Consider the following 19,103-nt stretch of genomic DNA (forward strand, 5'->3'; position numbering starts at 1 on the left):
TAAACTATATCAACTTAATAAAGCGATTACAATACAGAAAATTAAATATATTGTATCCAATTTAAAAAACACTGGATACAATATATAGAGTAAACAACTAATTCACATCTGAGGATAAATTGGTTCTCCCATTTATATTTAACTGTTTAAACACCTTTGTATTGTTCAATTCACAAATTCATAACCAGGAACTAACGCCAAAACTTTCCAAAAAATTTCATCATTATGATATCATTATTGTGGTATCCAAATTTATTTAAATAAGGGGTTGCTAGTTAATGAGTAAAGAAGTCTACATGATTGGCGAAATAAGGACTAATAATTCCACCGATAAAAATCTTTTCGAGAAAATCGGATCCCTTTGGAGCAAAACAAATGATTATAATATTGAAAATGATATGAAATATGGGATATACCATCAGTACGAAAGTAACTATCGTGGAGATTATACATTAGCTATAGCCACCGAAACCCCCGTATCGAATGAAAATTTTGTCATTCCAGATCAAGAATACGCGGTGTTTGAGTGTTTACAAGATGAACATTCCATAGGTGAAACCTGGAAAAAGATATGGCAGCTGGAGGAAGAGAAAAAAATGAACAGGAAATATAGCCTGGATTTTGAAAAATATTATCCTGATGGAAAAGTGGAAATACATATTGCGGTTTTATAAAAAGAAGCTACTATGTGAAATAAATCCATAATAGCTATACAATTTAGCTAGCCTTAAGTGCATGAATCGGTCCCCCACCGAGACTCATGCCTTTTTATTTCAGCTTTGTAACCTAGGGATTAATCACCTTATATTGTTCAGTTCATTATAGAGTAGTTTTTTCAGGAATAACTTCCCTTTAAATCAAGTTTTTGTATCAGGATGCATTAATATCTTATCTGAAGGCTTCAACCGTGATAAAATCAAACAAATATAGTTATCATAATTCATCTATAAAATAGGAAATTGGCAAAAAGTCATTAGAATAAAGGGGAAAATATGAATGGCAGAATTAATCGATTGGAAAAATAGTGCTCGCGGTCATAAGTTCATAGCTTCTTTTAGCGGAGGAAAGGATAGTGTCTTAGCCCTTTATAAAGCAATGAACATTGGAGAAGCTGTAGGACTGATCGTCATGCTGGAGGAAGAAGGAAAACGTTCCAGATCCCATGGAATGCCTCCGGAACTCATACATGCCCAAGCTGAATCAATAGGATTGCCTGTATATACTGCAGCTGCCAGTTGGACTGATTATGAAGAAGTATTTATGCGTCTTCTGGAAAAAGCTAAAAATCAAGGAGCAGAAGTTTTATTAACAGGAGACTTGGATATGCCTGCCCATGGCTGTTGGCATGATAAGGTTACGAAGAATGCCGGGTTGAAGCTTGGAATGCCTTTATGGGAAATGAATCATCGTGAAGCTGTCGAAGAGTTCATGAATCTTGGATTTGTAACGATCATCGTAACCGTTAATTTATTACTGGGAATGACAGAGGATGATTTAGGGCGAAAGTTAACCCATGAATACGTGAAGGAACTTGAAGCTCGCGGCATTGACCCCTGCGGAGAAGGCGGAGAGTTTCATACGACAGTAATTGATGGGCCTATTTTTAAACAGCCAATCCACGTTCGTAAATGTGAGATTATTAAGGACGGAGAATATGCTTTTTTACCTTTGGAGCTGGATAAAATGAAGAATATAAGTACCTTATAACCGAACTAATAACCAATATTCCTGGCAACCACCCTGTGCTGCACCCCAATTATGAGATTTTCTCTAACGATTGAGGTGCAGTTCATCTGCTGAGTCCTTTGACAGGAGCATAATATCGAGTAATAGTTGACATAACATTATTATAGTAACGTCATTTTGCAGCAACAATTCGTTACTGATACCTTTCTGTTTCATTATTTGTTAAACAGGAAAACAACAGAATTTTAGAAAAATAAATGTTTCTAATATACTAAATCGAGTGTTTCTTTTAAAAATCAGTACGGTGTTATCAAGAAAAAAAGACTATATATTCTAGTCTTTTTTGAGAAGTCATACGGTTGATTTAAAACACTGTCCATTACCCGGCCAAAACTCTTATAATTTTCAAAAATCCTCAGTGAAGTCGATATTCCTAGCAAAAGGCGCGTATCCCATTCCGAAAGCCCTTTCACCTCTCCACACCAATGATACTAGTTTTATCTACCCATTCAGATATATCGAAATAATGTTTACTCTGAAATAACTCCCAATTGAAGGATTGTTATAGCCCTATAAAATACTGAGTAACAGGAGTTGTCTTCGTCCGTTCAGTTAATAATAGAAATCCATTAATGTTTCGTCCATTAAATCTTGTGTGAGTCCTATGTAAATCATCGTATCTTTTGGATTGGAATGATTAAGGATTTGCTGTAGTAAAGCGATATCCTTGAATTTTTGGTAATGCAAATAGCCGAAGGTTTTTCGAAGGGTATGTGTACCGACATCTGGAATGTCTGCCATTTCAGCCGCTTTGTTCAGAACCCGATAGGCCTGTACCCTAGTGATTGGACCATTACCTTTTCGACTTGGAAATAAATACTGTTCATTTTTCAGGTTCGATTTGCGGACATACTTCCTAACTTCCTTCCGAAGTTGAGGATTGACAAGGAACCGCTTAATTTTATCTGTTTTTTGCTCCACAATGACAATATGCGTACCCTCAAGAATGTCTTTCACTCGCAATTGTAAAAGATCCCCTATACGTAACCCGATGTTTATTCCGATCGAAAACATCATATAATCCCTGTAGCTGCAATATTTTAATAGTGATTTTTTCATCTTTTCTATGTGATCCAACCTGCGTATCGGTTGGACATTTTTAATTCTTTGAGAGGTTGCTTGCATGAATGGCTCATTCCCCTTTCCCCTTCTTTCATTGTACGTGAACAGCTTAAAAAAAGGCAAGTTTTTAAAAATTTGATACGCTTATAAACCTTGATTTAATGCGTTTTCGAATGTATCAATAGAGGTCCTTTGTTACATTCAGAATATTCCGTTAGCATTAGTCATGCTAATACAAAAATATACCAACATCAAATGACCTTCCTAAAGGTTCAATTGAGACGTTTTAACGCAATCCAGACCAATTACTCTAGTAATTTAAAATAACCTCTTTAAAAGCCAAATATGAAGCTCGTATTTTTGTCTTTTCTACTTTTTTACGAAAACATGGCATATGAATATTCTCTATATTTATCTCATTATTTATAATGTTTGCATGTCCCATTTATTGAGGGGTCATATGAAATACGGAAAACATACACGAAGAGTTATTTCAATTTAAAAAAGCCGATATTCCCTGTGTTAAGGAATCATCGGCTTTTATTATTATTGAATGCAGCTAGTACCTTGATTCCAACAATTCATATTTTGAAAAATCCACAAAATATTAAAGAGCCAGAGCTATAAGTAAACTTATTAACAGACCATTACTTATAAGGGGACCAATAATACATAGGAAACGTATTGAACACTACAGATACCCCAAAAAATTTGGAGGGCAATTCTTTAAGTTATATTGAATACTTTGAATATTACGCAGAGCGTTTCCGGATAATTGTAAATTGGCCATAAATACGACATCACTTCCTATACTAACAGGAATTGTCGAAAATAAGCCTCCTAACACAGGCACAAGTCCGAGTAAAGTAAGTAGCGCTTCACTGATATTAAAAACTACTCGATCTATAATTTTTGTACTTTCCAAAAAGCCAATAGACGAAACCATTTTCCCCTTGTTTCTCATTTATGTTCGTTTATTTAAGCTTTTTCGTGAGAAGTGGTTTGCTTGCTGCACAAACCTTGAGCATCTTAATATTAAATATCCTTTGTTTTGTAGTCACCATTTATGGCTATATATTAATCCCTAATATGCAGGGCTTCTCTCTTTATTTATCAGTAACCACATATATAGTTTTCCAATGGCAAGTCCCGGCCAGGCAGTTGGATTTTTCTTTTATTTAAAATTATTATCTAGCAAAACCTATATTAACTGTATACCTTATCAATCCCAGGGATAGTTGTTGTATAAAACACGGATAATTCTTTACTTTTTGATTTCCTTTCTTTACGCATTCTAGCTCGCTCTGGTGCAGTTTCATTTAATTTTTTCTCTTCATCCGTTTCAGGAATGACTTCTGGAACACGAGTTGGACATTGTTCTTTATCTAATGCAACAAAAGTTAAAAGCGCAGTCGCTGCCATTTCTCCTGAAAGGACCTGGTATGAAATCCAGTAAAATCAAAGGATTTCGTAACGGTTCTTTTCATTTTTTTGTGATCGGTTTGAGTCTTATGGGACAGTCTTTTGTGGTTGTAGTTATGACCATAAATAGTTTGCTTTTACAATCTGCAAATGTCTGAATGTTCTAAATTACTAAGGGTGGAGGGATATGAAAACTTAATAATGATAGAAGTGTCACGTTACCTTCTTTTTTGTGCTTGTTGGTATCTTTTACCGGTGCAGGTAGAGGGATTGGAAAAGAGATCGCGTTAACATTAGCGTCAAAGTCCAATAAAATAATCGTTACAGACATCAACATTGAAAATGCTCGAGAAACGGTTTCTATTTTAGAAAGCGAAGGGGCGGAAGCACTTGCTGTCTATTGCGACGTCACGAAGTTAGAAAGCGTACATGAAGCAGTCAAAGCATCTATTGATTGTTTTGGACGAATTGATATTTTGGTGAATAACGCAGGATGGGATAAGATTGAACCTTTCTTAAAAAGCGAACCAAGCACATGGAAAACAATTATTGACATTAATTTGATGGGTCAAATTCATACATGTAAAGAAATATTGCCGATCATGATTGAGAATGGTTATGGGAAAGTTGTGAATATCGCTTCAGATTCAGGAAGAGTCGGTTCTAGTGGTGAAGGAGTATATTCAGCCGCAAAAGGCGGGGTGATTGCTTTAACAAAAACATTAGCTAGAGAAATGGCGAGACATAAATTAAATGTCAATTGTATTTCACCAGGCCCAAGTAATACACCATTGATTCAGGAAATTGGCTCGTATAATGAGGGCATTGTTTCAGCGTTAGAAAAAGCCATACCATTCAGGCGATTGGCTGAACCAAGTGATCTTGCAAATGCGGTAGCGTTTTTCACTTCAGACGAAGCAGATTATATTACAGGACAAACGCTCTCCGTTAATGGTGGATTAGCGATGTGTTAATCGCTTTCTAAAGGTATAGATCTTTTTTACAATTAACATTTCAAAAATGCCTTGTATCAATATCAATAGAAAACCTCTACAGGCAAATAACACGAATGAATTTTCAATACTATTTTTGCTTATTGGGGCTAAACCAGGATAAAAGTTTTATCATATGGAGGAAGATCATGAATCCGGTATATTCAGTCAGAGCGCCGATTGGAAAATGGGTGGTACTTTAACTGATGTGTCAGTAGACTACCTAGCAGCAAAGGTTATTCAAGCGGTAGTTGATCGATCATATATCAAGAAGTACGAGAATAATGAAGTGATTTTGCTGAAGATATCGATATAGCGATTAAACTTGGATTAAATCATCCTATAGGTCCCCAAATGGCTGGTCTTGTTGGTTTAGACAGCCGTCTCCAAAATATGGAGTATCTTTTTCACAGTTTAGGGGATAGGTATCGACTATAAGTATTAGCTTGTTAAATACGTGAAAGCAGCGTTTGGTTAGGAAGTCTGGGCAGTGATTTTGGCCTTATAATCGAGAGGACGTGAAGGTATGAATTTCGAACTAACTGAGGATGTAAAATTATTAAAACAAGGAATTCGGAACTTTATTGATAATGAAGTAGATCCGCAGGCGATGTTAATTGAAGAAAGTAATGAAATTCCAGGAAGTATAATGGAAAAATCAAAGCAAATGGGATTATTTGGACTTCATATTCCAGAAGAATATGGCGGACTGGGACTCGATATGGTAGGGAAGTGTGCTGCACTTGAAGAATTGGGAAGAACACATAATGGATATACAACAGTCATTGGTGGACATACCGGCATTGGGGGTGTCGGCATTGTTGAAATGGGAAATGATGAACAAAGACGCAAATATTTACCCGACATGGCAACCGGAGATAGAATTGGTGCATTTGCCTTAACAGAACCAAGTGCAGGCTCACATGCTACTAATCTGAAAACAACGGCCGTAAAAAAAGGGGATAAATATATTCTGAATGGAAGTAAGCATTATATTACTAACGCACCGATTGCCGATATTTTTACCGTAATGGCGGTGACCGACCCTTCTAAAGGCTCAAAAGGCATCACTTCTTTTATAATTGAAAAGGATTTCCCAGGGTTTCAAATTGGAAGCATTGAAAAAAAAATGGGCCTTCACGGGTCACATTCATCGGAAATATTCTTAGAAGATTGTGAAGTTCCGGCTGAAAATGTTTTAGGCGAAGAGGGACAAGGCTATGTAAACGCATTAAAGATTCTGGCAAATGGACGTGCAGGAATGGCTGCGCGAAACTTAGGATCAAGTGATAAATTACTCGAAATGTCGTTAGATTTTTCTCATATGAGAATCCAGTATGAAAGAACATAAGATTTATCGGGTGATTGTCCGTCAAGAAGATGTTGATCATTATGAAATGGCTTCGTTTATGAATTCTCTGGATATCTTAAAAAGGAAGAAAAAGTCAACAGGTCAGAATCGATATAGTTTTGAAGAGATTATCGGTAAAGGTTCGGCGATGTAAACATCTTGTGAATAGGAATACAATAGTATTTAGTTTTTACGAGAAATTATTAATGCAAGATCGTCTAACCCTTACTCCCACTTCCTTTGAGAAGTTACCTTTTTAACTCAACAATAATAACGTTATGTAAACAATAGATATTTGATAAAGAGAATCTTATTTTCCCTTTGTCAAATATTCCCCCAATCAATTAATGAATATAAAAACTGGCATCATCAATGATCTCTATGTCTTTGTGACTTTTCAGTTCATCCATCAACTGGAAAAGTGCTCCATCCTTTTGTTTAGCTTCAATCATGCAATCCAGCTGTGGTAAGCTTCCCTTTATTTGTTGCAAAAATTCCATGAACATTTCAGTATCCACAAAATCAGCATGTGCTCGAAATTCTTTATCGGACCTTGGACTTGAAATATGCATTTTAGGAGGTAGCTTGGAATTACTCCATGTATTCAATATTCGGTCCCAATGATCTTTCCAATCTTCATTTGGTAACTGATGTGCGAGGTAATGGTGATAATCAAACACCATTGGAATGCCTAATTTTTCACATAAATAAAGTGTTTCCGACAACGTATAGGTAGTATCATCATTCTCAAGAATGACCATTCTTTGAATCGATTCCGGAATCAAACCCCAATTATGGATAAACTGCTCTAATGCCTGTACATGCTCGCCATAACCGCCGCCAACATGCAAAACACAGCGATGCTCGGGATCCACTCCCATTTTTTTCAATAGAGTAAAGTGCATCCTTAATGTTTTTAAGGATGTCTTCAGTATATCGATATTTGAACTATTCAAGATGACAAAATGATCTGGGTGAAAATCTATCCTTACTTTTGGGTGATTCTTTATGAATGTTTTTAATTTAGCCAGTTCTTCTGAAATAGGATCTATGTAATCCCATTCTGGAATTTCTGGATGGTTGGCTAAAGGGATAAGTTTTGAAGAAAGCCTAAAGAACTGAATATCATTAGCTTCGTTATGAATCAGTAAACGCCAGCAATTATGAAGATTGGATATTGAAATGCGTTCGAGCTTCCTTATCGCTGCATCTCTGTCCTTAATTTTGGAAAACTGCGCAAAAGTCATCGTTTGGGATGGTGAACAGTTTGGCACATGATTACTCATGGCTACATAACCGAGGCGGATTAATGTCAAAGTGATAGCTCCTTTCACGTTGAATGTTTAATGGAAGTATTCCCCTATGTGACCAATATTATATATGTGAAAGAATCCATCAATACAAAAAAATGGCCTTTTCCGAATGAATACCGGGCAAAAACCATTTTTCTAAATTATTATTTTTAAGCTAGAATTTCATAATTTTTTTACTTACACTTCGGGGGTAGGAGTTGGTTTGGCATATCCGCTTTTATATTTTTCATCGACTTTATTCCGGATCTCTTTGACGCTCATACCGTCATTCAAGTCCAATATGGATTGCGCAGCAATTTCCAAGCAAACTCCGCATCTTGTCCCGTGGTCATCCCAAACCACTTCACCATTTTTTTTATTCTCATGGATAAAACAATCATAATTATTTTTATGGTTAGCTGACTCTCCGCAACCGCAGTAACAAGGTATTTTTTCTAGTAAATCTTTATTTTGCGCAACAGCTAAATAGATTGTCTTCATATCCTCTGGTTTTTCAGCTAAGAAATCCGGTGCTATTTCCTTACTGCTGGTCTCCTCCTGAAGATCTCCGGATGCCGTATGCTCTGAATGGCCTTCATGACCGCTTTCTTTTTGTACAACACTTTCCTCTTCACTTGAACAGCCTGAGAGTATTAAAGAAGAACAGATCCCCAAAGTGACGGTCAATAATTTTAACTTCATTTATACACTCCTTGAACTTTTTTTATACTCCCATTTTATGGTACGAAAAGTATTTCTACAAGCATTAGGTTCCAAAATTTTAAGGATTAATGACAAGTATCCATGCTACATAGACTAAATTGCCATTCTGGTACGACTCCGTACATAATTTTAAAGTATTTACCACACTTTAAGATAAAAGAATGAGGTGATACTGTGATAAGAGCGCTACCATCATTGTTAATTTTGTTAGGCACGTATTTACTTATTATACTCCTCGACAACCTACAGGGCTTGAATATATGGCACTCTTTCTATAGCATTAAACAATATTTGATAGTAGGACGTGGAGAAGATTACTTTCTGCTCTTGTTATATACCATAATTTTTTTATATTTGTTTATATCCTCAGCGATCAAAAACCGGCAGCCTCCCTCTTCATGAAGCAGCTGGTTTAATTTTTTGTTTTATATATGCGGTTATCAATAACAAAATGGGGATTCCAATGAGTAAAGGAAGATGTAAAAGGTAAGGGACGACTTTTAACCCTTCATTTATATGAGCCTGATAGCTAGGAGCAATCATTATCGAAGAGAAGAAAATAACACCGCCAACCAGATAAATGAATATAGGTGATGGTTTCATTTGAAATAAGTCCCCTGCGCCAATAATGGCACAAAAGAAAAAGATCGAAATTTTAATGAAGCCTAAAATGATCATTAAAACAAGTATAAAGGTATCCAGTCTTTCAATAAAATCAGCGATATTAATATAACTCACGGCTGTAAGAGCTGGGAAATTAGACCTTAATACCGCCTCGGGACCTAATACAGACAAGAGAATGATCGAATTAAGAGTTAATGAAAACCCACCTATAATTATCGCAAAAAAGCCCACTTTAACGGCAGAACTCTTTTTATTCAAGTACGGAAGAATCATCGTAAACGTAATTAATTCTCCAAAAGGCACGGTGATACCTGTAGGAATCAACTCTTTCCATACCATTCCCCATCCGTTGCCTAATACAGGCTGAAGGTTTTCCAATTTTGTATATCCTCCTAATACAAACATAAAATTTAAAATCAAAAGGGTCACGATAATAATGGCAAAGCATAAGCATGCAACACGTGCAAATGCTTCCAATCCTAGATGAACTCCATAAATTAAAACAAGTATCATGCATATCCCCAGAGTTATAATGGAAGTGCGTCTATAAGTGGAGCTAATTAATAATTCTTCAAAATCGCGTAATACTCTTGAAGCAAGATAAACAAAATAGATGATATAGAAAAAACTCAATACGCTGCCGATATATTTACCCCAAATTTTCCGGACATAGCCGGTCATCGGTATGTCAGGATATTTTTTGAATAATGAAATATACACGAAATACAGTAAACATCCGAAAAGGGTTGATAAAAGGTTAACAATCCAGACATCCTGCTTGGCCCCCTTTCCTATTATAAGCAGTAGATTACTGCCAAACATAAAAATGATCATCATACAAAATAACTGAAATCCATCAATTTTTATTTTAGGCAATGCATCCTCACCTCCCCCTTCATTTATTTCGGCTCATAAGGTTCCATTAGCAATCCGGAATTGATAATCTCTACATGAACCTTCAATGATATCTGCGCATCTGAATATAGGTTATCCCAATTCTTTTTGTTTTGGCGCCAATAAACGGGATTTGTTCGAGACAGGGCATCACCAAAACCAAAAATATCTGACTTTTCTTTTTGAGTGATGCCAATCGTCTTTTTAATTTGCTTTTTTAATTCATTTTCCATCTTTTTTTCGAATTTTTTTAACACTCTCGGATCACTTAAATTAAGCTCACATGATGTTTCCAACAGTTCTCCCATCACGTTGATATCAGTATGAATGACAGGTTTTTCATGATGGATTTCGGTTAACATTTTACTTTTCACACCGATTGTGTTGATTGTTACATTTCCTCTTTCACAAGGTAACACAACGGGGGTATTTTTCACTTTCGATGTAACGAATTGAGCGGCTCGGGCCGTTTCTCCATCCAACCATCTCACCAATTTGCCTTTTCTGAAAATGGCTAATCCTTTAACCTTAATAGTAGTCGGGTTCGTCGTCTCTAAATTTCCTGTTTGCTTCCCCTTCTGGGAAGCATTGCTTATACTGATTCCCGGAAGTGATACATCTTTGCCTTCACTCAACAGTGAAGCAATGATTTCATAAGCTAACACCTCACTAGATGATCCATACAACTTTTGATTATTTTGTGTTGTACTGATGATATTTTTACCTGGAGTAATCTCAAGAGGTTCAATTACTCCAAGTACATCCATCGCAGTCTTCCCGCGCGCAATAAAGATCGGGATACTTACCCGCGAATATTTACCTCTATCTAGACCATCGAATATTAAATCCAAATCATTTCGAGCTAACTTCTCGCCAATAATAATGAGCGAGAGATGTGTTGTATTATTTTCCCTCGGAATAACGGAAGCTGACTTACCTAAAGCCTCCAAAAGCGTTTTTCCTGTTATTGTATAGTTGATGACAGCGAGACCTTGTCCTCCTGTTGTGTTGGTTTGGGATAGGCCGCTAGGATTTATGACTTGATATGTTACTCGGTACGGTTGTTTTGGATCGTCATTTTGGTCAACTCCCATAGCAATTATGACACCTAGCTCGTTTAATTCCCGGTAATTCGAACAACCTGAAATCAATAAACAAAACGCTGCAATCCATAAAAGTAAAATATTAATTTTCATTTTTCATCCTCATTCTTTTTTAAACGAGTTTTATTTGTTTGTAGGTTTTTTCATTAGTGACTGTATGGGAAAACGAAAAAAACCATCTTTTTGCTCTTTGAAACGAAATGGAGCAAATGGGGCAAAATAGGGAACACCAAAAGACCTCAGGCTGCTCATATGAAGCCAGATACATAGAGTGAAAAGCAATATGCCATATAAGCCTATAAAAGCCGAAATAAAAATCAACATAAATCGAATTCCACGAGTAACATTGACTAGACTGGTATTTGGCAGTGTAAAACTGCTGATTGCAGAGATGGCTACAATGATGACAACTGCCGCTCCCACAAATCCCGCTTCAACAGCTGCCTGCCCTAAAATAAGTGCACCTACAATTGATACGGCTGGTCCGATCGCCCTTGGCATTCGAATTCCCGCCTCGCGTAAAATCTCGAAGGCCATTTCCATGACCAGTATTTCGACAATCGCTGGAAAAGGAACATTTTCTCTTTGAGCCATTAAACTGACAAGTAAAGTAGTAGGAATAAGCCCCTGGTGATGAGTAATTAGTGCCAAATATATAGCGGATGCATACATCGATAGAAAAAAGGCTCCAAATCTTAACATCCTTAAAAAAGAGCTGATATATTGATTTTGATAATAGTCCTCCGGAGATTGAAAAAATTGAGAAAAAATCGCCGGGACGATTAAAACAAATGGAGTTCCTTGGATAATGATGGCGACTCGACCTTCCAATAAATTTCCAACTACCGCATCAGGACGTTCTGTATTCAAAAGAAGCGGAAAAATCGTAGTTGAATCATCCCGGATTAATTCCTCAATGTAATTCGATTCAAGAACCCCATCAATATCAATGCCCTTTACTCGTTCTTTGACTTCCTTCACAATACTCTCATCCGCGATTCCCTGAATGTACATGATTCCAATATCCGTTTGAGTGACTTTTCCGACTTTCAAGCTCTCTAAGCGTACATTAGGATTTTGAATCCTAGCACGAATTAAAGACGTATTGGTTCTTAAATTTTCATTAAAACTATCTTTTGGTCCTCTTATGACCGTTTGACTTGTCGGCTCAGTTATCGCACGGGATGGCTGACTTTTCGTACTGGCGATGAATGCTTTTGTACTGCCATTCAACAATACAACCGTATCTCCTGTCAAAACCGCTGATACGAATTCCTGCCAACTTTCTTTAACGGTTAATTGGGATACCGTTAGAATATGGCTGGCTCGTTCTTCTATCTCTGTCGATATTTGTTTATTTTCTTTGAACCAATCTATTAATGGTTCAACTATGTTTTCATTAATGATGTTAGCATCAGCCAAACCGTCAAGGTGGATTACAGCTGCCTGTACCGATTTTTCGTGTGGAGACTCAATCATTCGAACAGACAAATCTGAACTGTTCCCGAGCTCGTTCTTCAATCTTTTTACATTTTGATTTACCTCGCAGGATAAGGTGCCATTGGTTGTAGATTTTTCTTTAGCTCTTTTAAGAGAACGTCCTATTCGCACTTTTCCGCCCCTTACTGATTAAGTGTGTGTATATGTTCGTTTCACTGATGATTGATTTTATTATTTGTATCTAATATAAATATATGTAATAAAAGGATGGTGAGAAAAATTTTGATATCACTTCCCATCGAAAAAAGCCGATGTTTCCTTATAAGGGAATCATCGGCTTTAATATTTTGGTGGGAATTATTTTATCATTACTCAAGTCAAAGTCAATTTCGCAGACGATTTTACGTCATTTCAATAATATTAACGAGCTACTTTATTTCTTACCTTTAGATAAGGTTAGCGGAATGGTTACGAGCGAAACTCCTGCAGCGATCCAAAACCAGCTGGTGTTTCGTTTTTTTTCGCTTCCGCTTTTACTGGGTATACTCGATCCGTATGATTTTCTGGAGGTCGGCCGTTCTATGTCCGCTGTTTCATTCGCCCTATGCAAATGCTGATTCTCTGGTAATTGGGTGGTTCTTTCTAAATCGCTTGTATCTTCTCCCATTCCTTTAAGAAAGGTCATCAGAAAAGTCATAGCTTGTTTGACTTCTTGGTCATTCAAGGAACGCAGCAATGCTAGGTAGCTTGGCTTTTCCGGCATTTTATCAGACTCTGCCACACGGGCAATCCCTGAATTAACCTTGAGGATAAGCGGTTCAAGCTGCTGAACATTAAGTGTACCTAACGTGCCAAGTATGAGAAGCAGATTTTTTAGCATATTTGCCGTTTCTGGGGTGTCTGCTGTCTTGACAAGAATGTTCAGCACTTTGTCCCCTTCCTGCAACAAGCTGTTAACCATTGATAAAATCCCACGATCCTGCATGCCCTTCATGACTTCAAACGTTTCTTTAATCACTTCTTTATTTTCCAAAAGGGTACGCTCGATATCCTCGAGTTCAATTCTTCTTCTTTCTTCATCGCTAATGGAGATTCGATTGATCACTTTTGTCGCTTTAGCCACGGTTCCTCTCCTCCTTTTTGATCTTCAAGAGGTCACCAGGGAAAATATAATCTTCGCGGGCCCATTTTTTTTGTACTTGTACACCTATCTGCGGTTGTGGATTACCATTACGATGGTTGATACTCGGCAACGGATTGTCTCCTTTAACCCTGAGCACTTCCATTTTTGCTTGAACTTCCTTATAAGCAGGAGTATCAGTATCTTTATCTGAATGGCTGCTTGTCAATTGGTTGATTGCCCCATCACCTGAATCGTTCATCGGCAGATAAACTTCTTTACCTTTTACACGATCCGTAATCAGGCATTGCACTTTTGCATTTCCATATGGTGAAGTAAGCCGAACAAGAGTGCCATCCTCAAGCCCTCTATCTTTTGCCAATTCCCGGGATACCTCAAGGAAGACTTTTGGCGTTTTGGAAGTAATGCCTTTTGATTTATAAGTCATGTTTCCTTCATGGAAGTGTTCCAATAAACGGCCATTATTCACATGGATATCAAACTCATCCCCAAAGTCAATCGGTTTGGTCCATTCGACTGGAAATAACCTTGCTTTTCCATCAGGGAAAGGAAAAGCTTCCGTGAATAACAGTGGCGTATCTTTACCATCTGGAGTCACTGGCCATTGAAGACTGTTATAACCCTCCAAGCGTTCATACGTTACTCCTGCATATAATGGTGATAGTTTGGCTGCTTCTTCCATAATTTCACTTGGATGCTCATAATTCCAGCCGGCTCCTAACGAATTAGCGACATTCTTTATGATTTGCCAATCAGGCTTTGAGTCGCCAAGCGGTTCAAAGACTTGATAAAGACGTTGAATACGGCGTTCCGTATTCGTGAAAGTACCTTCTTTTTCAAAGCTTGGGCTTGCGGGAAGGACGACATCCGCGAATTCAGCCGTTCTTGATAAGAAGATATCTTGTACCACAAAGAAGGCCAGTTTTTCAAATGCTTTATGGACATGATTGATATTCGAATCGACCAGACCCATATCTTCACCTTTTAAGTACATTGCTTTGATGGTACCTGCATGTATCCCTTCGACCATTTCATGATTATTCAGGCCAGGGTTTTCTGGTATTTTTGCTCCCCAGATGTTTTCATATTTCACGCGGACATTTTTATCCGTTACTTTTTCATAACCTGGCAGGCGATCCGGCATACTGCCAAAATCGCTGGCTCCTTGAACATTATTATGGCCGCGTAAAGGGTAAGTACCTGTTCCGGGTTTACCATAGTTGCCTGTTATGAGCAATAAATTGGAAATTGCAGTACTTGTATCGCTTCCTCCTCCATGCTGGGTAACGCCCATGGCCCAAAGCGATGCAACGCTTTCCGCTTCATGAATGGCCTTTGCCAACGTAATTAAATCTTCCTTAGCTACGCCTGTTACTTTTTCAGCATATTCCAATGTGTAAGGTTCCAAAGTCTTGATGTATTCTTCCATTCCATTTACACGATTTTTGATGAAGTCTGTATCTGTCCAACCTTTGTCGACGATATATTTAGTCACGGCCGACAGCCATATGATATCCGATCCCGGTGCAGGCTGGATGAAGAGGTCGGAACGTTCAGCCATTTCATGCTTTCTGATGTCCGCCACTATCAGCTTCTGTTTACCCAGTTTATGGGAACGTTTGATTCTTGTAGCCAACACGGGGTGTGATTCGGATGTATTGGAGCCTATGATCAATACAAGTTCGGACTTTTCGATATCCTTTATGCCCCCTGTATCTCCGCCATATCCAACCGTTCTGAATAGTCCTAAAGTAGCCGGTGTCTGACAATACCGGGAACAGTTATCCACATTATTGGTGCCGATGATTCCCCTAGCCAGCTTTTGCATTAAATAGGACTCTTCATTAGTGCACTTGGAAGAAGTTATGAAAGCCATCGAATCCGGACCGTGAGAATCTTTGATTTCAGTGAATTTACGGGAAATCAATTCAAGGGCTTCTTCCCATTCAGCTTCCCTGAACGTATCCCCTTCCCTAATTAAAGGTTTTGTGAGTCTTTCTTTACTATTCACGAAATCCCATCCGAATTTCCCTTTTACACAAGTCGAAATTCCATTTGCAGGTGCCTCCACTTGCGGTTCGATCTTAAGGATTTTACGATCTTTGGTCCAAACGTCAAAGCTGCATCCTACCCCACAGTATGTACAAACCGTTTTTGTCTTCTTGATCCTTGCATCCCTCATGGCGGATTCCATATCTGAAATCGCTAAAATCGAACCATAACCCGTTTCAACATTTTTTGTAATTTCTATCATAGGTCTAAGTGTTTGTTTGGCAATGCCGGTTAAAAATCCGGCTTCCCCTTCCATTCCTTTTTCCATCATTGCATTACACGGACATACAGTAGAACAATGTCCACATGACACGCATGAAGATTCATTGATCGGAACATTATCATCCCAAATGACACGCGGGCGTTTTGCTTCCCAATCAATGGTCAATGTTTCAGTGACCTGTACATCTTGACATGCTTCAACACAACGGCCGCAAAGAATGCATTGATCCGGATCATATCGATAGAATGGATTTGACCGATCCACTTCATATGGTTTTTGATCAAAAGGAACACTTTGATGATTTACCTTCATTTCCTTAACCGTATTGTGTATTTCACAACCGCCATTGTTATAATCACAAACTGTACAATAAAGCTCATGGTTATACAATATCTTGTCCATCGCCATGACCTGTGCCTCTTTTACATCAGCTGCAACTGTATCAATTACATCACCATCCCTGATTATGGTGGAGCAAGATCTTACAAGTTCACCATTAACACTCACTAAACATGTATCACATGTTTCGATAGGACCTAGGCTAGGATGGTAACAAACATTCGGGACATCAATGGAGCTATCCGTCAGCATTTGTAATATTGTTTGATTACCTTCCATACTGGTCTCAGCACCATTGATTTTTATATGCACTTTCTCTGGCAAAATAATCGCTCCCCTCTTACACAACGATAAAATTCATCATTTGGTATTTTCTACCCCCGCACATTTTTTCTCAAACTTGCGAAAGTAAATAATGGAAGACTCCTTTTAACCAATTTCATATCAGCAAATGAACAAAGCCGAAGTGAGACATAGTATTCCCTCACTTCGACCTTATGTCATTGGTTAGAATTTGCTTTTAACACAAACGAACTTAAAGGGGCAACGGTTATCTGACTCCCTTTAATCCTTTCTATTTCTTCCAGGCCAGCCCGCTGACCATCCACTAGAACGGACCAATTATCTTCGTGGGGAAGATTAATCGTTATCGCATCCCAATTTGCATTATGAATCACTGCAATTGTTGAATCTTCTGTTTTTAAAGAGAATGCAACCACATTTGGCGGAGCATCAATGAATTGTAAATGCTCTTCAATTTCTTCGGGTGTGCTTAACCTAAAAACAGAATGATTTTTCCTGAGCGAAATCAGTCCTTTCATATACTCCACTTCCCGATCGAAATCAGCTCTTCTTTTCCAATCCAATCGGTTAATCCAATCAGAAGATTGATAGCTATTTTCATCTCCATCCTTTGTGCGCATAAACTCTTGTCCAGCATGTATCATTGGAATTCCCTGTGACAGTAAGACAATTGCCGAAGCTAATTTATGCATTTGTTTCCGTTTTTCTTCTGTCGCATCTGGATTAGTGATGAGAAGCTTATCCCATAAAGTATAATTATCATGTGCTTCAACATAATTGATCACTTGATCTGGTCTTTGATATGTCGCGATATCATCATCATATTCCAAACCACCAGCAATGCCTTTTTTTATAATATCTTCCATTCCTGGTTTGCCATTCACGAATCCTTTATCATGTTCATTCATTACAAACCCTTTTAAACCATCACGGATCGCATCATTAAAGTGAGCGATTCCAGGCATTTTAAAAGCATTCTTTTGATTTGCTTTCAGCTCTTTGGCCAAGGGGGTATCCATATCCCAGCCTTCACCCAAAACAATGAGGGTCGGATCAATTTCTGCCAGTGCCTTTTTCACTTCATTCATCGTTTCCACATCATGAATCCCCATTAAATCGAAACGGAAACCATCAAGGTTAAATTCCTTCGCCCAATAGGTTACGGATTCAACAATGAATTTGCGCATCATTTTACGTTCAGACGCGGTGTCATTTCCTACACCAGTTCCATTAGATAGGGTGCCGTCAGCGTAATAGCGAAAAAAGTAAGTGGGAACGAGTTTATGGAAGTTCGAGTCCTCCACAGAATAAACGTGATTATAGACAACATCCATGATGACTCGTAAACCGTGATCATGCATTCCTTGAATCATTTCCTTTAACTCCCGAATCCTGACTTTTGGTTGATACGGATCAGTCGAATAAGATCCCTCGGGAGCGTTATAATTCTGTGGATCATATCCCCAGTTATATTGTGGTTCATTCAATTTCATTTCATTGACTGTAGCAAAATCGAATATCGGGATAAACTGAACATGAGTAACGCCTAGATCTTTAATATGATCAAGACCCGTTTTCGCTCCTTCTGGACCTTTGGTTCCGGCTTCAATTACTCCTATGAATTTACCTTTATTATTTATTCCGCTTTCAGGATGAATCGACAAATCCCGAGTATGCAATTCATAAATGACTATGTCCTCAGCTTTTTCGAGAGGTGGTTTATCCCGTGTCCACCTTTTTGGGTTCGTATCTGTTAAATCTATCACGACTCCTTTAATACCATTAACAGTAACTGCACGAACATATGGATCGACGGCTTCACTCCAGATTTCTCCCACTCTCACTTTATATGTATAAATCAATCCATCCTGATCACCGTCCAACTCAATCGTCCAGGTACCTTTTTCCGAACGAACCATCGGAATCTCCATTCCATCTGAATCATCCCAATGTTTATAAGTAACTAGCTTAGCTTCAGATGCAAGTGGCGCCCATAACCGGAATGCCGTTTTATCTTTAAGATAGGAATTTCCTAAATCTTTGCCTTCATAGAAATATAGGTCATCCAATTCCGACGGATTTACTGGATTAATATTAGCAATCGGCAGGGATTCCAACTGATTTTCCGTTTCATTATCCGTAGGTTTTCGATTATTTTTATTTTCCTCTTCAAAATAAGAAAGTGAATCTTTAATAGGTCATTCCTCCATTGAAATTCCCATTTCAGAACAGGAATTATTAATTTTTATAATCATTAGCGAATCTTCACTTATGTTATGATTCCACAGGCATTACCCATCAAAACATTTGATCGGCAAATTATGTCGAAAATTCAGAAATCTATATTTTTATCGAAAGCTGTAGGTCATTTAGCCGGACCTTACCCTTTTATGAAA

The 19,103-nt window shown here is 37.9% G+C and carries 15 protein-coding genes and 4 pseudogenes; 8 read left to right on the forward strand and 11 right to left on the reverse strand.

Annotation, left to right across the window (positions count from 1 at the left end; genetic code table 11):
* Window positions 1-278: 278 nt before the first annotated feature.
* Both OSJ91_RS14220 and OSJ91_RS14225 read left to right on the forward strand, forming a co-directional pair.
* On the forward strand, window positions 279-674 hold the full coding sequence (locus OSJ91_RS14220) for a GyrI-like domain-containing protein (protein ID WP_485889879.1): 396 nt from the start codon (window positions 279-281) through the stop codon (window positions 672-674).
* 322 nt (window positions 675-996) lie between these two features.
* Complete coding sequence (locus tag OSJ91_RS14225; protein WP_485889880.1) at window positions 997-1,707, forward strand: Dph6-related ATP pyrophosphatase; 711 nt, start codon at window positions 997-999, stop codon at window positions 1,705-1,707.
* Between the two features lie 591 nt (window positions 1,708-2,298).
* Here the strand turns inward: OSJ91_RS14225 and OSJ91_RS14230 are convergent.
* From OSJ91_RS14230 to OSJ91_RS14240, 3 genes are all read right to left on the reverse strand, one after another.
* Window positions 2,299-2,871 (reverse strand): site-specific integrase, encoded by a 573-nt coding sequence (locus OSJ91_RS14230; protein ID WP_194719377.1) that lies wholly within the window; start codon window positions 2,869-2,871, stop codon window positions 2,299-2,301.
* 628 nt (window positions 2,872-3,499) lie between these two features.
* On the reverse strand, window positions 3,500-3,772 hold the full coding sequence (locus OSJ91_RS14235; RefSeq protein ID WP_485889881.1) for a solute carrier family 23 protein: 273 nt from the start codon (window positions 3,770-3,772) through the stop codon (window positions 3,500-3,502).
* A gap of 242 nt (window positions 3,773-4,014) precedes the next feature.
* Window positions 4,015-4,230 (reverse strand): hypothetical protein, encoded by a 216-nt coding sequence (locus OSJ91_RS14240; RefSeq protein WP_485889882.1) that lies wholly within the window; start codon window positions 4,228-4,230, stop codon window positions 4,015-4,017.
* Between the two features lie 239 nt (window positions 4,231-4,469).
* On the opposite strand from OSJ91_RS14240, the gene OSJ91_RS14245 reads away from it, so the two are divergent.
* The 5 genes and pseudogenes from OSJ91_RS14245 (at window position 4,470) to OSJ91_RS14265 (ending at window position 6,727) form a co-directional block, all read left to right on the forward strand.
* Entirely contained in the window at window positions 4,470-5,204 is a 735-nt protein-coding gene (locus OSJ91_RS14245) for an SDR family NAD(P)-dependent oxidoreductase (RefSeq protein WP_485889883.1), read from the forward strand.
* Between the two features lie 154 nt (window positions 5,205-5,358).
* A complete protein-coding gene (locus OSJ91_RS14250) occupies window positions 5,359-5,538 on the forward strand; it encodes a hypothetical protein (protein WP_350298840.1) in 180 nt (59 codons plus the stop codon).
* Window positions 5,520-5,654, forward strand: a pseudogene (locus OSJ91_RS14255) (3-hydroxyacyl-CoA dehydrogenase family protein); the annotation flags it as partial. The gene OSJ91_RS14250 and the pseudogene OSJ91_RS14255, both read left to right, overlap by 19 nt.
* Before the next feature lie 94 nt (window positions 5,655-5,748).
* A pseudogene (locus OSJ91_RS14260) lies at window positions 5,749-6,561 on the forward strand (acyl-CoA dehydrogenase family protein); the annotation flags it as partial.
* Entirely contained in the window at window positions 6,560-6,727 is a 168-nt protein-coding gene (locus OSJ91_RS14265; protein ID WP_485889884.1) for a hypothetical protein, read from the forward strand. The pseudogene OSJ91_RS14260 and the gene OSJ91_RS14265, both read left to right, overlap by 2 nt.
* Before the next feature lie 190 nt (window positions 6,728-6,917).
* On the opposite strand, the gene uvsE is transcribed toward OSJ91_RS14265, so the two are convergent.
* Both uvsE and OSJ91_RS14275 read right to left on the reverse strand, forming a co-directional pair.
* Window positions 6,918-7,889 (reverse strand): UV DNA damage repair endonuclease UvsE, encoded by a 972-nt coding sequence (gene uvsE / locus OSJ91_RS14270; RefSeq protein WP_485889885.1) that lies wholly within the window; start codon window positions 7,887-7,889, stop codon window positions 6,918-6,920.
* Window positions 7,890-8,063: 174 nt separating this feature from the next.
* Entirely contained in the window at window positions 8,064-8,567 is a 504-nt protein-coding gene (locus tag OSJ91_RS14275) for a PCYCGC motif-containing (lipo)protein (protein ID WP_413017899.1), read from the reverse strand.
* A 195-nt stretch (window positions 8,568-8,762) separates the two neighbouring features.
* On the opposite strand from OSJ91_RS14275, the gene OSJ91_RS14280 reads away from it, so the two are divergent.
* Entirely contained in the window at window positions 8,763-8,990 is a 228-nt protein-coding gene (locus tag OSJ91_RS14280) for a YczF family membrane protein (protein ID WP_485889886.1), read from the forward strand.
* On the opposite strand, the gene OSJ91_RS14285 is transcribed toward OSJ91_RS14280, so the two are convergent.
* The 6 genes and pseudogenes from OSJ91_RS14285 to pulA form a co-directional block, all read right to left on the reverse strand.
* Complete coding sequence (locus OSJ91_RS14285) at window positions 8,985-10,088, reverse strand: GerAB/ArcD/ProY family transporter (protein WP_485889887.1); 1,104 nt, start codon at window positions 10,086-10,088, stop codon at window positions 8,985-8,987. The genes OSJ91_RS14280 and OSJ91_RS14285 overlap by 6 nt on opposite strands.
* Window positions 10,089-10,111: 23 nt before the next feature.
* On the reverse strand, window positions 10,112-11,302 hold the full coding sequence (locus OSJ91_RS14290) for a Ger(x)C family spore germination protein (RefSeq protein WP_485889888.1): 1,191 nt from the start codon (window positions 11,300-11,302) through the stop codon (window positions 10,112-10,114).
* Window positions 11,303-11,332: 30 nt separating this feature from the next.
* Window positions 11,333-12,820: a spore germination protein gene (locus OSJ91_RS14295; RefSeq protein WP_485889889.1), complete on the reverse strand. Its 1,488-nt coding sequence runs from the start codon at window positions 12,818-12,820 to the stop codon at window positions 11,333-11,335.
* A gap of 430 nt (window positions 12,821-13,250) precedes the next feature.
* A pseudogene (locus OSJ91_RS14300) lies at window positions 13,251-13,772 on the reverse strand (helical membrane plugin domain-containing protein); the annotation flags it as partial.
* Window positions 13,765-16,728 (reverse strand): formate dehydrogenase subunit alpha, encoded by a 2,964-nt coding sequence (gene fdhF / locus OSJ91_RS14305; protein WP_485889890.1) that lies wholly within the window; start codon window positions 16,726-16,728, stop codon window positions 13,765-13,767. The gene fdhF and the pseudogene OSJ91_RS14300, both read right to left, overlap by 8 nt.
* Before the next feature lie 176 nt (window positions 16,729-16,904).
* Window positions 16,905-18,791, reverse strand: a pseudogene (pulA, locus tag OSJ91_RS14310) (type I pullulanase); the annotation flags it as partial.
* Between the last annotated feature and the right edge of the window lie 312 nt (window positions 18,792-19,103).

The organism is Bacillus sp. T-10(2022), assembly GCF_056502895.1.

Bases quoted from the DNA above. Each gene is read 5' to 3' on its own strand.
- OSJ91_RS14235 (WP_485889881.1), bottom strand. From the start codon at position 3,772: ATGAGAAACAAGGGGAAAATGGTTTCGTCTATTGGCTTTTTGGAAAGT.
- OSJ91_RS14250 (WP_350298840.1), top strand. From the start codon at position 5,359: ATGGAGGAAGATCATGAATCCGGTATATTCAGTCAGAGCGCCGATTGG.
- OSJ91_RS14240 (WP_485889882.1), bottom strand. From the start codon at position 4,230: ATGGCAGCGACTGCGCTTTTAACTTTTGTTGCATTAGATAAAGAACAA.
- OSJ91_RS14290 (WP_485889888.1), bottom strand. From the start codon at position 11,302: ATGAAAATTAATATTTTACTTTTATGGATTGCAGCGTTTTGTTTATTG.
- OSJ91_RS14220 (WP_485889879.1), top strand. From the start codon at position 279: ATGAGTAAAGAAGTCTACATGATTGGCGAAATAAGGACTAATAATTCC.
- OSJ91_RS14225 (WP_485889880.1), top strand. From the start codon at position 997: ATGGCAGAATTAATCGATTGGAAAAATAGTGCTCGCGGTCATAAGTTC.
- OSJ91_RS14265 (WP_485889884.1), top strand. From the start codon at position 6,560: ATGAAAGAACATAAGATTTATCGGGTGATTGTCCGTCAAGAAGATGTT.
- OSJ91_RS14230 (WP_194719377.1), bottom strand. From the start codon at position 2,871: ATGCAAGCAACCTCTCAAAGAATTAAAAATGTCCAACCGATACGCAGG.
- OSJ91_RS14275 (WP_413017899.1), bottom strand. From the start codon at position 8,567: ATGAAGTTAAAATTATTGACCGTCACTTTGGGGATCTGTTCTTCTTTA.